The sequence below is a fragment of the Roseovarius sp. MBR-79 genome (assembly GCF_053628555.1).
Genome location: NZ_JBRJGP010000039.1, coordinates 1 through 13,557 on the forward strand (window position 1 = coordinate 1; position 13,557 = coordinate 13,557).

Annotated in this window: 11 protein-coding genes and 1 tRNA gene; 5 read left to right on the forward strand and 7 right to left on the reverse strand. The window is 61.8% G+C overall.

What is annotated here, in order from left to right:
• Window positions 1–141: 141 nt before the first annotated feature.
• The 5 genes from ACSSV8_RS19115 to ACSSV8_RS19135 all read right to left on the reverse strand — a co-directional run bounded on the left by ACSSV8_RS19115 (window position 142) and on the right by ACSSV8_RS19135 (window position 9,012).
• Entirely contained in the window at window positions 142–2,214 is a 2,073-nt protein-coding gene (locus ACSSV8_RS19115; RefSeq protein WP_454283536.1) for an AIPR family protein, read from the reverse strand.
• Window positions 2,211–3,185 (reverse strand): PD-(D/E)XK motif protein, encoded by a 975-nt coding sequence (locus tag ACSSV8_RS19120; RefSeq protein WP_454283537.1) that lies wholly within the window; start codon window positions 3,183–3,185, stop codon window positions 2,211–2,213. The genes ACSSV8_RS19115 and ACSSV8_RS19120 overlap by 4 nt, the downstream gene beginning before the upstream one ends.
• Window positions 3,172–5,904 carry a Z1 domain-containing protein gene (locus ACSSV8_RS19125; protein ID WP_454283538.1) on the reverse strand — a complete coding sequence of 911 codons (2,733 nt, stop codon included), beginning with the start codon at window positions 5,902–5,904 and terminating at the stop codon, window positions 3,172–3,174. The genes ACSSV8_RS19120 and ACSSV8_RS19125 overlap by 14 nt, the downstream gene beginning before the upstream one ends.
• Window positions 5,901–7,394 carry an ATP-binding protein gene (locus tag ACSSV8_RS19130; protein ID WP_354540208.1) on the reverse strand — a complete coding sequence of 498 codons (1,494 nt, stop codon included), beginning with the start codon at window positions 7,392–7,394 and terminating at the stop codon, window positions 5,901–5,903. Before ACSSV8_RS19130 ends, ACSSV8_RS19125 begins: the two co-directional genes overlap by 4 nt.
• A gap of 64 nt (window positions 7,395–7,458) precedes the next feature.
• Window positions 7,459–9,012: a DNA cytosine methyltransferase gene (locus ACSSV8_RS19135; protein ID WP_454283539.1), complete on the reverse strand. Its 1,554-nt coding sequence runs from the start codon at window positions 9,010–9,012 to the stop codon at window positions 7,459–7,461.
• A gap of 67 nt (window positions 9,013–9,079) precedes the next feature.
• On the opposite strand from ACSSV8_RS19135, the gene ACSSV8_RS19140 reads away from it, so the two are divergent.
• The gene (locus ACSSV8_RS19140) at window positions 9,080–9,541 is read left to right on the forward strand and encodes a very short patch repair endonuclease (RefSeq protein WP_454283540.1); all 462 of its coding nucleotides are present in this window, start codon (window positions 9,080–9,082) and stop codon (window positions 9,539–9,541) included.
• Between the two features lie 42 nt (window positions 9,542–9,583).
• On the opposite strand, the gene ACSSV8_RS19145 is transcribed toward ACSSV8_RS19140, so the two are convergent.
• Both ACSSV8_RS19145 and ACSSV8_RS19150 read right to left on the reverse strand, forming a co-directional pair.
• A complete protein-coding gene (locus ACSSV8_RS19145; RefSeq protein WP_354540205.1) occupies window positions 9,584–9,751 on the reverse strand; it encodes a hypothetical protein in 168 nt (55 codons plus the stop codon).
• Between the two features lie 161 nt (window positions 9,752–9,912).
• Window positions 9,913–9,987: transfer RNA gene (locus ACSSV8_RS19150), tRNA-Phe, on the reverse strand.
• A gap of 210 nt (window positions 9,988–10,197) precedes the next feature.
• On the opposite strand from ACSSV8_RS19150, the gene ACSSV8_RS19155 reads away from it, so the two are divergent.
• From ACSSV8_RS19155 to ACSSV8_RS19170, 4 genes are all read left to right on the forward strand, one after another.
• Window positions 10,198–10,905 carry an ABC transporter permease gene (locus tag ACSSV8_RS19155; RefSeq protein WP_454283541.1) on the forward strand — a complete coding sequence of 236 codons (708 nt, stop codon included), beginning with the start codon at window positions 10,198–10,200 and terminating at the stop codon, window positions 10,903–10,905.
• Window positions 10,898–11,641 (forward strand): ATP-binding cassette domain-containing protein, encoded by a 744-nt coding sequence (locus ACSSV8_RS19160; RefSeq protein ID WP_354540203.1) that lies wholly within the window; start codon window positions 10,898–10,900, stop codon window positions 11,639–11,641. The genes ACSSV8_RS19155 and ACSSV8_RS19160 overlap by 8 nt, the downstream gene beginning before the upstream one ends.
• Window positions 11,642–11,660: 19 nt before the next feature.
• On the forward strand, window positions 11,661–12,482 hold the full coding sequence (locus ACSSV8_RS19165; RefSeq protein ID WP_354540202.1) for a substrate-binding domain-containing protein: 822 nt from the start codon (window positions 11,661–11,663) through the stop codon (window positions 12,480–12,482).
• Between the two features lie 434 nt (window positions 12,483–12,916).
• Window positions 12,917–13,378: a hypothetical protein gene (locus ACSSV8_RS19170; RefSeq protein ID WP_454283542.1), complete on the forward strand. Its 462-nt coding sequence runs from the start codon at window positions 12,917–12,919 to the stop codon at window positions 13,376–13,378.
• The last annotated feature ends 179 nt before the right edge of the window (window positions 13,379–13,557 follow it).

Genomic DNA, 13,557 nt, shown 5'->3' on the forward strand with positions numbered 1-13,557 from the left:
TTGCTATATGAGGGCCGCACGCTCCAAGGCGCTCGCCCCAAACTGGCCGACTTTTGCTCCGCCACAATGGCCGAATTTTACTCCGCCGTTGACACGCAGCAATGACCCACCGGCTCAAGTTGTGGATAAGGCCGAAAATGATCATTTTTGGGCCTCAAAACCCTGATCTTTCATCCTATGCAGCACGTCCATGGCGTGCTTGGCTTGGAAATCGGTCGGGATCCTGCGCGGCATCGAGGCGCATATCTGCAGGATCTGCAGGTCCTTAGGTGACAGCTTCCGCTCAGCTTTCCCCCAGTCCATCACCTTGGCCCAGAACTCGGTCCCCAAGTTGACGACCTGGGTCTGGACGTTGATCCCTTCGGTCAACGCCTTCTTCGCCTTCGCGTCCCGCACCGCGGTTCGGACGGACTCAACCAGCGTCAGGCAGCTGGCGAAGTCGTCATCGTAGGCGAGCTGCCTGCCCTTGAGACCATTCCAGCACGCCTGCTGCTTTGCCCACTCTGACATGTTCCGGACGCCGGCCGGTGGGTGCGTGATGACATCGTTGGCCTCGGCCGCGGCGACGAGCAGCGCACGCAACAAGGCGTCCGAGACTGCCTGACGCCGCCAGATGGCGTCGACATCCAGCACCTGCTTGTCGCTGGTTGCGTCATGGAAGACCTTCGCCATGGCGTAGGTCACGATGTTCGCGCGGTAGCCGCCTTCATACCAAGGCTGTTTCGGCACCTCGGTTTCCAGCTTCCTGAAGATGATGGCCTTCGCGATCAGCCGCCGATACCAGAGTTCATCATATCGGGCATCGCTCTTGGCCCAGGCCTCGCCGATTTCCTTGGCAAATTCGGCGAAGTTCTTCTGTGCACCTTTCGAAACCAAGTCAGGATGACCTGCAGCCGAATACTCGAATTTCGCAAGGTCGGTCTTGCTGAAAAGCTGCGCCTTGGGGAACTCGAGGTCGAACTTCTTCTGCTGGGCAGGCGTCAGGCGCCCGCGCGCGTTGATGAACTGACCGCGGGACCGCTCGTAGAACCATTTGCTGTCATGCCGCTCGCCTTCGCGGGCCGTGAAGATCACGCTGCGCGAGAACTGTTCGATCCGGATGTGGAACGGGTGGTTCGAGAAGAAGTCCGCCGCGTTCACCTTGTTCTGGGTGTTCGCAAACTCGGAAATCTTGGGCACGATCTCCTCTGACCTGTCGGGCGGCACCACGGTCAGCTTCATCTGGACAAAAACCTGCGGAAGCTGCTCGCGGGCGTTCTTCATCGCGGTGTGTATAGAACCGGTCGTCTGGGCACCGTTCACGATCTGCAGATTGCTGATCGAGGCGATCGCAAGACCGTCATCCGTGCGGACGCAGGTCACGTCGTCGGCAGTCGCGGATAGCCCGTTGTTATAGGGAAAAAACAGGTCCGGCTCTTCCTTGATCGTCTTCTGGATGCCCTTGTTGGTCTTGGCCCTCGCCTGAAGGAACGAGCGCACATTCGCCTCGAGAAGCCGTGCGCCCCAGCGGTCGTAGATCGAAGCCAACTGTTCGCCCGGCACGATCAGGAGGTAGCTTTCCAATGCAGCGCCCGTCTGTGACGCCTTCAGCGCCGGCAATGGCCCGCCGAAGTCCCCGGCGAAGTCGATCACCATGTCCTCGCGCGCCTGACCGGACCGGTCGAAACGCTCGAAGCGCGCAAGGTCCCAGACCGACCATGTGACCGGAACGTCATCGAGTTCCTGCAGCTTCACCGCGTCGTCACGACCGATATACTGGCGGTTCGATACGAGGATCAGCTTGACCTTGGTCACCTGCGACCACGTCGTGATGATCAGGTCGGACACCTGAAATGCGGGGCTGACCTCGTTCAAGGCATCACGGAAATCTTCCGTCCGGGCCTTTTTAAGAAAACGGATCAAGGGGTTCAGGATGGGCGGCACATCGCCCTTTCCAAAGGTCTGTATATCTTCGCTGTCCACGAAGTCGCAGACGACCAGGCCCAACACGCCCCCGCTGTCGCGCGGGTCGCCTGCGTATCCGTCGATCCTGAGCCTCTGCCCGCCCTCGCCGCTCTGGTAGTATGAACGATCCGCAACCTCGAGTTCGCCCGCTTCCGTCAGGCGCTCGGTCATCCGGTCGAAAAAAGCCTCGACCGGGAAGATCCCGCTGGCGTCGGCTTCGCGGCGGATGTCGGCCATAAGGTTCTGATGGTATTCTTGAAGCTCGCTCATGCCTGCCCACCTTCGGTCAAGCCGGCCCGCACATCATCCCAAGCCTTGAGAAAAGGCGAACAGGCCGAAAGCGCCAGCGCGTAGGTGACGCCGGACACGCCGAGCGGGACCGGTGCAGCGATCCGTGGAAACTCGTCTGTGACCGCGAAAAACTCGGGCGCGGAAACGATCCAGCGCCATGCCAAATAGTCGTGCAGGGCATCGTAGCCGACATCCGCGAGGTGCAGGTCCCAATCCATTACCGATGACGGTTCAGTGCGCTCCAGAAGCTCCGTGACCATATCGACATGTTCGGTCAGTGTCCGTCCATGCGGCGGTTGCACCTTGTCGACGGCCAGCACGGCCAGCCAGATCCGCCGATCAGGCACATCGGCCAGCTGATGCTCGCTGGTGATCTTGACGAAAGGCTGAGACGCGCCGCGACGGGCCTTGACCTCGATGCAGTCGGCCTTGAGTTCGAAATCCTTGGGCGCGCCGGATGGTCCCGTCCATGCGGACAGGGCGGGCTTCGGCCCAAGCTCGGCGATCAGAAGCTTCAGAACCTCGATTTCGCCGATCAGGCCCTTCTGCGCCTCCTCGGACAGCACCTCCGGCTTGCCGCCGCGCAGAAGGTAGTGCCACCGGAAAGTGCGCCCGATGGCGCGCTCCAGCGCCTCCGCTTCGGTCTCGGCCAGTTCCCCCGCAGCCATCACGTCGCGGCAGAGCGTCTCGAACAGCTCCATCTGGGCGTTGTCCTTCAGTCGGATATAGAGGATCGGACCACCCGGCAGGGTCTGGAAACGGATTTCAAGGTTCTTGAGCTTGGGGAGGTCCGGGACGGGGCGCGGCAGATCACTGAGCTGCAGAACCAGCGTCGCATCCGCCCGCGGCATGACTGCCCAGAACCAGTTCCATCGTGCCGCGGCATCCACCCGCCGCGTATCGACCTTTCCTGCCTCAAGGCCGGACCAGGGTGTATCATTCGGGATCACCAAGCGCCTCCTCCTCGATCTCTTCCTCGCCGAACATCTCGCGCATGCGGATGGTGTTCACGACATACTCGACGGTCCCGCCACCGATCCTGCTGGACGGGAACGAGAGGCCCCACACAAGCACCCCTTCCGGCATGGTCGGATCGTCCAGCTTCGGCTTGACGAGACGGAGGATCAGCAACGGGCGGCGACCGGGAACTTGGCGGTAGATCCTCGGGTTGACGGTCTTGGGCAGCTTCTGATCTGGCCGAGAAAGGCGGAATGCTTCACGCGCATCGGCAATCTGCGTTGCGGTCAGGCCTTCGGTCTCGTCCTCGGCAGAGCCAATCCGACGGCTGGACCCGCTGAAGGCAAGAACACCGCCCTTTGCGAGGTCCGGATCAACGGATAGCTCGTAGGGCACGATATCGAGCCCTGCAAAAGGTATGGGGTCCATGTCCTTGCGGGTAGAGCTGGCGATGAAGACATCCCATTTCGCAAGCTCATCATCAGCCCGCGCTTCGATGTAATCGTTGATCAACTTGGGATCAGTAAGCGGATTTACCGGACGAAGCCCGGGTTCTGTTCGGTATTTGCGAAGGAAATCCCTGATCGGCTCAACGCCTACCCCGGAGAGCAGGAAGCCCCTTGGCTGTTCGGAGAGAGGTATCCCCGTGCTGGCGGTGGTGGACAGAAGATACTCGCCCGCACGCAGGTTCGCATCAAGCTGTGCCTTGTCGAGGACGATCCGCGTGGTCTCGATCAGGTTCTCGGCCAGCCCGACTTTGACCGGCAGCTCCTTGCCCGTTCCCATCTTGTTGCGCGCCGTCACGATCAGCGCCTCGGGGTGGCTGCGCACGGCGAGCCCGAATTGGGCGGGCGTCGCCTTGGCAAGCTCCATCCGCTTCAGCTGGGTCTGCAGGTCGTCCATGGCCTCGTGAATATGGGCATACCAGCCGACACCATCCGCGGGCATCCAGACACGACACAGATCCTCGTAGCCCGGGCGGTAGCCGAACCAGCGGCCCATCTGCATCAGCGTGTCGTACATCATGGAATTGCGGAGGAAGTAGCTGACCGTCAGCCCTTCGAGGGTCAGCCCCCTTGAAAGGGAGAAGCCACCGACCGCGATCACCGTGATCCCGTGTTCCCCGACATGGTCATAGTCCAACGCCTGGGCCCGCTTGGAGGCGTTGACCTCGACCACGCGGGCCGCCACCAGCACCTCGTGCAATCGCGCCTGCACCGATGGCCAGTCTGCGCCGTCAGCGTCGGCAAATTCCCGTTTCCATGTCGCATGCAGCGCAGCGATCTCGGGGTTCCGCAGCGCAGCCGGACCCTTTCCGGCGTCGACGGCCACGGCGTCACGGATACGCGCCACCACATCGGCGATCCGCGACCGCAAGCGTCCCTGGACGTCGGTGAACCGCGAGGCATTGACCAGCATCGACGCGTGACCGGCCTGCTGCCCACGCGCATTCCGGATCGCGCGGGCGACGATGAAGGCGCGCACGGCCTCGACCAGACTACCGGGCAGCACATCGACCGGATGGTCGATCCTGTGCTTCATCGGCAGCACGTCCTCGTTGTCGTCGATCAGCCGGATGTGCTGATCACGCGCGTCGAGAAAGATCTTCTGCGCCCCGAAATAATTCGAGGGCGCATCCAGCCCGATGATGAAATCCCGGGGAAACAGGTCCTGTTTCAGCGCCTCGTCATCAGTGTCCGGATCGATGAAGATGTTGGCGAAGGGCGTCGCGGTATAGCCGACGTAGCAACTGCGATGGAACAGCGACAGCAGCTCGCGGATCTGGCTGTTGATCCGCGTCACCTCGTCCCGCTGATAGGCCGTGTTGATCGAGGCGTTGTCGGCCTCGTCATCGATCAGCAGCATCGGCTGGCTGACCATCTGCGTGCTCTGGTGAACGGAATGTTCCTTCAGCCATTCGAGGAGGTTCTTCAACGTGCTGGAGTTCTTCTTGATCACCAGCACCACCGGCACGTTGATCTGGCTCAGCTGCGCGGTGAAAGTCGTGGCCGTCGCCTTGTTGAAATCCCGCAGGGTGTTGGTCAGCGATACGGGAAATTCGCGCTGATCGAACTGACCGACGCCGATGATCTTCTGCCGTTGCGCCTTGTTGGCATGGGCCAGCCGCCCGGTATCCCGCCCGATGAAGCCTTCGTCGATCCGCGCCTGGGTCTGGTTACGCAGGTTGTTGTGGATGCCCGCGATCACCACGATCAGCCGGTAGCCCGCATCCGCCGCCTTGCAGATCAGGCCGGTATAGTTCGCGGTCTTGCCGCTCTGGACATGCCCCACGACCATGCCCCGGCGGCTCCAGGGGCTCAGGTTGTTCGGGTTACCGAGGCGGTCCAGAACCTTGTCCGTGACCTCGTCCGTGCCGTCGATCACCGACTTGGGAAGCCCCTTCAGGCCCAGAAGCCTGCGATACCGTCCCCAGTAGAAATCCCCGACTTCGCCATTGATCCGCGCGTCATGAAGCCAGGGCTTGAAGTCTTCGGCATCCACAATCGCACCGAGGCCCATGCTGATGCCGTACTTCTCCTCGATCAGGCGCGCCAGTTCTTCGGCGTCCTCATCCTCGATCTTGCCCGCGAACATCGGGGTTTCGCGCAATTGGGCGATGATGTCGCGAATGGACTGCGCAGTGTGAGGCCCCGCCTGTGACGCCATGTACATGGACGTCATGCCCTCGAGACTGCTGAGAAGCGGGGTCATTGCTGCTCCTTTTCTTCAAGCGTCGTCGCGATGATGCGCTGAGTATCGTCCCAGGCAGACCGAAAGGGATCAACATCCTTCATCAAGGCCATGATTTCCTTGATATCCTTTCGCGCACCCATCAGAACGGAAAGGGTCGCCTGAACAGCCTGTGCAAGGGTGTCTTCGTCCACCCGATCAGGCACGATCTCTTCGGCCGTCCCGGCCATGTCGGCGTGAAGCGTCTCGATCGGCAGGCACGCACCGACCAGAGCGATGCAATTGAAGAAGCCGCGCCGCAGGTCTGGCGGCAGACTTTCGGCAAAGTCCGCGAAGGCCGGATGCTCGACGTTCGGCCTGTAACGGATCTGCCCCTCGGCCTGGATGCGATGCCACATGGGCAAACGCTCGTGATCGACCAGCTTCTGACCGCGCTTGCGGTAGGTACGCTTTGATCCGTCCTGAATCCGCTCGATGACCTTCTTGAGGCGATCCCTGACGATGGGCGGCAACTGCGCCGAGGATTTCTTGACGTCGATCTTCCAGTCAGCGTCCATGCTGTTGGGAATGTCGATCCTGACCCGCGACAGCTTCGTCAATTCCGACTGACGGCACAGGCCGAACCATGTCCCGTACAGGATCAGCCTCTTGCCACGATAGAGATAGAAGCCTTGCGACTTCAGGTGCCCCTCCGGTCCGGCAATGTCTTCCCAGTCCGTCTTGCCCATCTGCTTGTGGTGCGGAAGGGTGAAGCTCTGGATTTCGACATCACCCCGGATCAGCGAAAGCCGCTCCTCGGGGTCGGGAATGGTCGCCGGGTTCTTTCGGGCAAATGGATCGAGAGGCGGAAGCACCCGGCCATTCAGCGAAATCGAAAGCGGTTTTGCGTCTTCCATGAAACGGTGGAAGACGAGACGCAGGTGCCGTTCCGTTTCGGCAATACGCTGATTGATCACCTCGGCCCGCTTTGTGGCGTTGTGGGCATACCCGCCCGACAAGCGATCAAGCTTTTCCCAAAGTACGAGGGTGCCGGTTTCTCCCAGCTTTTCGACCTCGGGAATTCCCGAAACGTCATCCGGCAGCTGCACCGCCCACTCGTTCCGCTCCGCGACATCGTCGAGATCCCAGACAGCCGCCGATGTCCTGCCAGCCCTCCGCGACACGACTGTCAGCCGACGGCATTGCGAAAAACTCGCACTCTTCATGCCAAGACCGAAACGGCCCAGGTCGGGTTCATCCCGTGATGCCAAGGGGTTGCGGCTACCCGGACGCATGGCCGCAATCAATTCTTCTTCCGTCATCCCGCCACCATCATCGATGATGGCGATATGGGGCTCGTCCGCGAAAGTCTCGGTCACGATCCGGACGCGCCGCGCTCCTGCAGTGATCGAATTGTCGATGACATCGGAAATTGCGGTCTCGAGGGAGTAGCCGATATCCCTCAAACCCTCGATCAACGAGGCTGCATGCGGTGTTGCATCGGCGCGACGTGTCGAAACAACTTCCTGCATGCTATCCTTCGTTTCTCCTGGCTTCCCAACAACTTGGCGGCAGGAGCTCGATATTGCAAGGATTTCAGGGCTCTAGTTTACCCTTGTTTGTCAGCGCAGCATGGACAAGATCCGCGATCTGCCGTGCAAGGAACGGCGGCACGGCGTTCCCGACCTGCACGTATTGCTGCGTCCGGTTGCCGATGAACAGATAGTCGTCAGGGAAGGTCTGCAGGCGCGCGGCCTCGCGCACCGTCAGGCTGCGGCACTGGATGGGGTCCGGATGGATGAAGTAGTGACCATCCTTCGAAATGTGGCTCGTAACGGTCGTGGATGCCTCGCCCGCCAGTTGGACCCGGAACCGGTCGTTGAACTTCCCGCTGTCCCAGTTCTTGTGGTCCGGGCTGATGAGATACGGGAAGTCGGCGGCCTTAGGGCTGTAACCATGCACGTCACCGAACACAGCCGCGAACAGGTAGCGGCCAAGGTCCGGTGCCATGTGCCCCCGCGTCTCGTGCTGCGCCAGCCCGCGCAGCCCCGGCCTTTCCAGCCACTGCAGCAGAGCGTCGTTGGAGGTGCCATACCCCTCTGGCAATCGTGACGCCGAGCGAACCGCCGGGCCGCCCGCCTTCAGCCGTTTCGCGACATCCTTGAAGACGCCCCGGATCTGCGAATTCGCCTTGCCGCCATGAAGATTGGCCAGCAGCCGGGCAGCATCGGCGACAACCGTCCGCCATGCGTCCGGATCATCCTGACCCCGGCTGATCCCGCTGCGCAGCATCGGCATGTTCCCGATCACGTCATCGACCGTTCGGGCAACATCCGACACCGGGATTCCAGCACCGCTAGCGCCATTGGCAAGGTCCGTTCGGATCCCGATGATGATGACGCGGTGACGGCGCTGCGGCACGCCGAAGCGTTCTGCCCGCACGATGAAATCGGAGGGCTGGGCTGCCTCGCGCAGACTTGCCTTGCCATCTTCGACATGGATCGCGCGCAACTCGTATTGGTGGCCCTTGCCTGTGCCGAGCGATGCCAGGTCCTCCATCAGCATCTCGAACACCAGACGGCTTTCGATAGTCGATGACAGCATGCCCGTTACGTTTTCCATCACGAAGGCCGCCGGGCGCAGGCGGTCGAGAACGCTGATGTATTCCCTGAACAGGTAGTGCCGCTCGTCCTCCTCGGGCACATAGCCGACCTTCCCCTTCGACCGGGCGCGGCCGACCAGAGAATAGGCCTGGCAGGGCGGCCCGCCGATCAGGATCGTGTCGTCGTAGCCCTGGCGCAGGCTCGTGATGGCTGCGTCCATGGCCTTGGCTGCGTCCTCGGTCCCGAGCTCAAGGCAGCGCGCTTCTGCCTCGGCCCGCGCCCATGCATGGGCATCGACCTCGTGCCAGTCCGGTTCGTCCGAAAGCCCCGCATGAAAATCGATGAAGGCTTGCGGCAGCGTTCCGTGCCGCGCCTGATGTTCCCGCAGAAACGCCCGCAACCGAAGCGTCCGGTGCGCCGAGGCTTCCTTTTCGACCGAGATGCCGATGTGGAAGGGCGCGTGGTCCCCCACCTTCAGGCAGGAGAAACCCTCGCCCAGCCCGCCAGGACCGGCAAACAGATCGACAATGCCGAATTTGGCTGGCAAATCAGGGACCTCTCGTCAGGGGACTGATGCCTGTATACCAGGTGAGAAGGACGATGCCAGGAGCCAAATGGCAGATATTGTCAACAAGGAGACCCGTTCCCGGATGATGTCGGGAATACGCGGCAAGGATACGCGGCCCGAGCTGTTGCTGCGCCGCGCCCTTCATGTGCGCGGGTTCCGCTACCGACTTCACCCCAAGACCATGCGCGGCCGACCGGATATGGTCCTGACCAAACACAGGGTCGCAGTCTTCGTGCATGGATGCTTCTGGCATCGGCACGAAGGCTGTCGATTTGCATCGACGCCTGCCACGCGCCCCGAATTCTGGGCGGCAAAGTTCGCAGCCAATATCCGGCGCGATCAGAAAGTCGTGACAGCGCTGTCGGAAAATGGCTGGCGGATCGCGATTGTCTGGGAATGCGCGCTGAAAAAGCAGGCCAATGTTGATCTCACCGTCGAGCAATTGGCGGATTGGATACTCGAAGGCGGAACGTTCATTGAAATCGGCGAGAAAGATGGGGGTTCATGAGCGGCTTTAGCGCCGAAACTCATGATAGGTCCTTCGAATTCGTCAGACCTTCTCCAATCGCCCCCGCAGATACCGCTCCACCCCGATCGCCAACGAAAAAGCCGGAGCACCAAGCACCAGCGCACCCGCAGACACCGCCGCGACGGCCACCATCGCCATGGCCTCAGCCCCAAGCAGCATCACCGTCGCCCAGCTAGCCAGATAAGCCACCCCGCACAACCTTGCCGACAAGAACCGCGAGACGATGGCGACGCTGGAAAAGGAGAACGCAAGGTGGGCGGAGATTGTCAAACCTTCCGCCGAAAAGCGTCAAACCCGATCCGAGTAAGGACAGACATGACCAAAAAACCCAACCATTTCAGCTTGTTAAATGGTGCCCGGGGGCGGAATCGAACCACCGACACGAGGATTTTCAATCCACTGCTCTACCCCTGAGCTACCCGGGCAACGGGGAAAGGACATGGCCTTTGGGTGGGCGTTTCTTAGGCGAGGCGACGCGGGGTGTCCAGAGGGATTGAGCGGGAACACGAAGGTTTTGTGGCGGTTTTCCGACCGTGCGGAGCACCTCCGCCCGGCCCGTTGGACGCGGGCTTGATTTCACTCTGGCGCATCGTGCGTTTTTATGCTTTTTTTCCCACAAGGGGGAGAAATCGCTTTTGTTCAGCTTTGGCGACATGATTGCGGAAGCGCTTGGCCTGATCCTGGCATGGGACCGGGAGCTGAGCGCGATCGTCGTGCTGTCGCTCAGGGTGACGCTCTCGGCGGTGGCGCTGGCCTGTGTGATCGGGCTGCCACTGGGCGCGCTGATCGGCGCCTTCCGGTTTCCGGGCCGGGGCGCGGCGAGCGTGGCGCTGAATGCCTTGATGGGGCTGCCGCCGGTGGTGGTAGGGCTCTTCGTCTATCTGCTGCTCTCGGCCTCGGGGCCGCTCGGGCCGCTGCAATTGCTCTACACCCCCACGGCGATGATCATCGCGCAGACGATCCTTGTCACCCCCATCGTCGCGGCGCTGACGAAACAGGTGGTCGAGGATCTGCACGGCGAATATGCCGAGCAGTTCGCCTCTTTCGGTGTTTCGGCGCGCGGGCGGGTCGCGGCCCTTCTCTGGGATGCGCGCTACAGCCTGCTGACCGTCGCGCTCGCCGGGTTCGGGCGCGCGGTGGCCGAGGTGGGGGCGGTGCTGATCGTGGGGGGCAACATCAACCATGTCACCCGCGTGATGACCACGACCATCGCGCTCGAGACCTCCAAGGGCAATCTGCAACTGGCGCTGGCGCTCGGCGTGATCCTGCTTGGCCTTGCGGTGGTGGTCAATGCCGGGGTGATGGCGCTTCGGGCCTCGGCGGTGAGGGCGGCCTATGCGTGACACGGTGATGGAGAGCGCACAGGACTGTGCCGCCCCGATCCTGACGGCGCGCGGGCTGGGCTTTTGCGCGGGCGGGCAGGCGCTGTTGCAGGGCGTCGATCTGGAGATCGCGCGCGGGCGGCGCACGATGATCATGGGCGCGAACGGGGCGGGCAAGAGCCTTCTGTTGCGGCTGTTGCACGGGCTTCTGCCGCCCTCCTCGGGCGAGGTGATCTGGCAGGGCGCGCGCTGCGCTCAGGCGATGGTGTTCCAGCGTCCGGTGATGCTGCGCCGCTCGGCCCTCGCCAATCTGCGCTTTGCGCTCCGGGTGCAGGGTCTGGGATGGCGCGCGCGCGCGGCGCGGGCGCAAGAGGCGCTGGAAATGGCGCATCTCACCGGCAAGGCGCACCAGCCTGCGCGGCTTCTTTCGGGCGGCGAGCAGCAACGGCTGGCGGTGGCGCGCGCGCTTGTCTGCGAGCCGGAATTGCTGTTTCTGGACGAGCCGACATCGAGCCTCGATCCGGCGTCGACCCAGATGATCGAGGATCTGGTGAACGCGGCCCATACGCGCGGCGTGACGGTGGTCATGGTCACGCATGACCGGGGGCAGGCGCGGCGCATGGGCGACGATGTGATCTTTCTCCATGCCGGGCGCGTGGCAGAGACGGGGCCGCGCGATCAGCTGCTCGACGCGCCCCGCTCCGAGGCAGCCCGGGCCTGGATGGCCGGGCGGCTTTATACCCGAACCGATTTCTGACACTCAAAAGGAGACCACTATGCTTCGACGTCATCTGCTTTCGCTTGCGCTTGGGGCGGCGCTTGCGCTTGGGGCCGGAACGGCCCGGGCGCAGGAGTTCATCCTGGTGCAATCCACCACCTCGACGCAGAATTCGGGCCTCTTTGACCATATCCTGCCGATCTTTCAGGACAAGACCGGCATCGAGGTGCGGGTTGTCGCGGTCGGCACGGGGCAGGCGATCAAGAATGCCGAGAACGGCGATGGCGACGTGCTTTTCGTCCATGCCAAGGCGGCGGAAGAGAAATTCGTGGCCGAGGGGCACGGGGTCAGCCGCGCGGATGTGATGTATAATGATTTCGTCATCGTCGGTCCGGCGGATGATCCCGCCGGTGTGGCAGGCATGAGCGACGTGACCGCCGCGTTAACCAGGATCAGCGAGGCCGAAGCCCCCTTCGCCTCGCGCGGCGATGACAGCGGCACCCACAAGGCCGAACTGCGCCTGTGGAAGGCCGCCGGGATCGACGTGCAGGCAGCCTCGGGCGGCTGGTATCGTGAAACCGGCTCGGGCATGGGGGCCACGCTCAACACCGGCACCGGCATGGGCGCCTATGTCATGACCGACCGCGCCACCTGGATCGCCTTCGGCAACAAGGGCGATTACCGGATCGCGGTCGAGGGCGACGCGAGGATGTTCAACCAGTATGGCATCATCCTCGTGAACCCCGAGAAGCACCCGGGCGTCAAGGCCGAAGCGGGACAGACCTTCATCGACTGGGTGCTCTCGGACGAGGGGCAGGCCGCGATTGCCAGCTACAAGGTGGACGGCCAGCAACTCTTCTTTCCCAACGCGGGGGGCTGAGCGCGCTCTGCCTTTTCTGCCCCCACGGCACCAGAGGGCCCCGCAATCCGCGAGCCCTTTGCAGTACATGATGCAGCACGGAACTGAGAGTCGTTCAGGACAACGCGATGACAAAGATCCAGCTCCCGAAGATTTCTTTGGGAGCTGGATGCGATGAATGTCGGCTGTGCGGGACGGAGCAGTCGTTCGCAATATTCTGAATTACTATTTGACGGACGATCTATAGACTCGCAGCCTTGGCCAAGGCTTTGGAGGGTGCGTTTTGACTGATGGTGGGATTGGCGGTTCGGGCGGCGATAGCGGGCGGAGGGGCTTCGCCTCAGGGCTGGCAGTTGGTGCCATCATCACCTTCGTCGTAACGGCGACCCTGGCGCCCCTCATTGGCTTCTTTTCCTTTCCGGTCTGCTATGTTATCCGACCGCTCCGACGATTTCATGATCGGGAACTATGATAAAGAACTCGCGCGCTTTAGAGAAAGCCGGCTGCAAGAGGACGACGCCAATAAGCAAGTCGAAGCCCGTGATCGTAGGCTAGTTTCAATTGAGGCCGAGATAAAAGACTTGCGTGAGCGCAGGAATATCTGCCTTTCAGCTCTAGCTGCCCAGCAGCGTGGCGAGCAAGAAGCGAAGGAATGCACTGAGGAAATAGCCGGGGAATATCAAAGGAAGATAGGTGACCTAGAAAATGGGCATGACTACCATTCCTCCAAGCGGTTCAACGAGAAGGAGCAACTGTCCAAGATTCAAGAGGAGGGCGCTTTCCTTGCGCGTCAGATGCGTCAGCAGATTGAGGAAAGGGCTAAGCTTCCTGAGGTCTGTCACCAGTTTTTCAGCATGAAAACACTCGACGACATCATGAAAGAGCCGATCAGACCAGGCACCATTAGACTTTGGTAGAGCGCCTTCTTGGCCCGTTAAAGAGGCCAGGAAAGTTCGCGAGTTCTGATGTGACTGCAAATAAGTCAGCCTTAGTGCGGCTATGTGTCACATCCCGGAAGGTAGTATGGCTTCTTCCTGAACAACTGCGGCTTGAGTTTGTGCCAGTCCTTCATCGCCTGCAAGGGCGACCTGCTGCC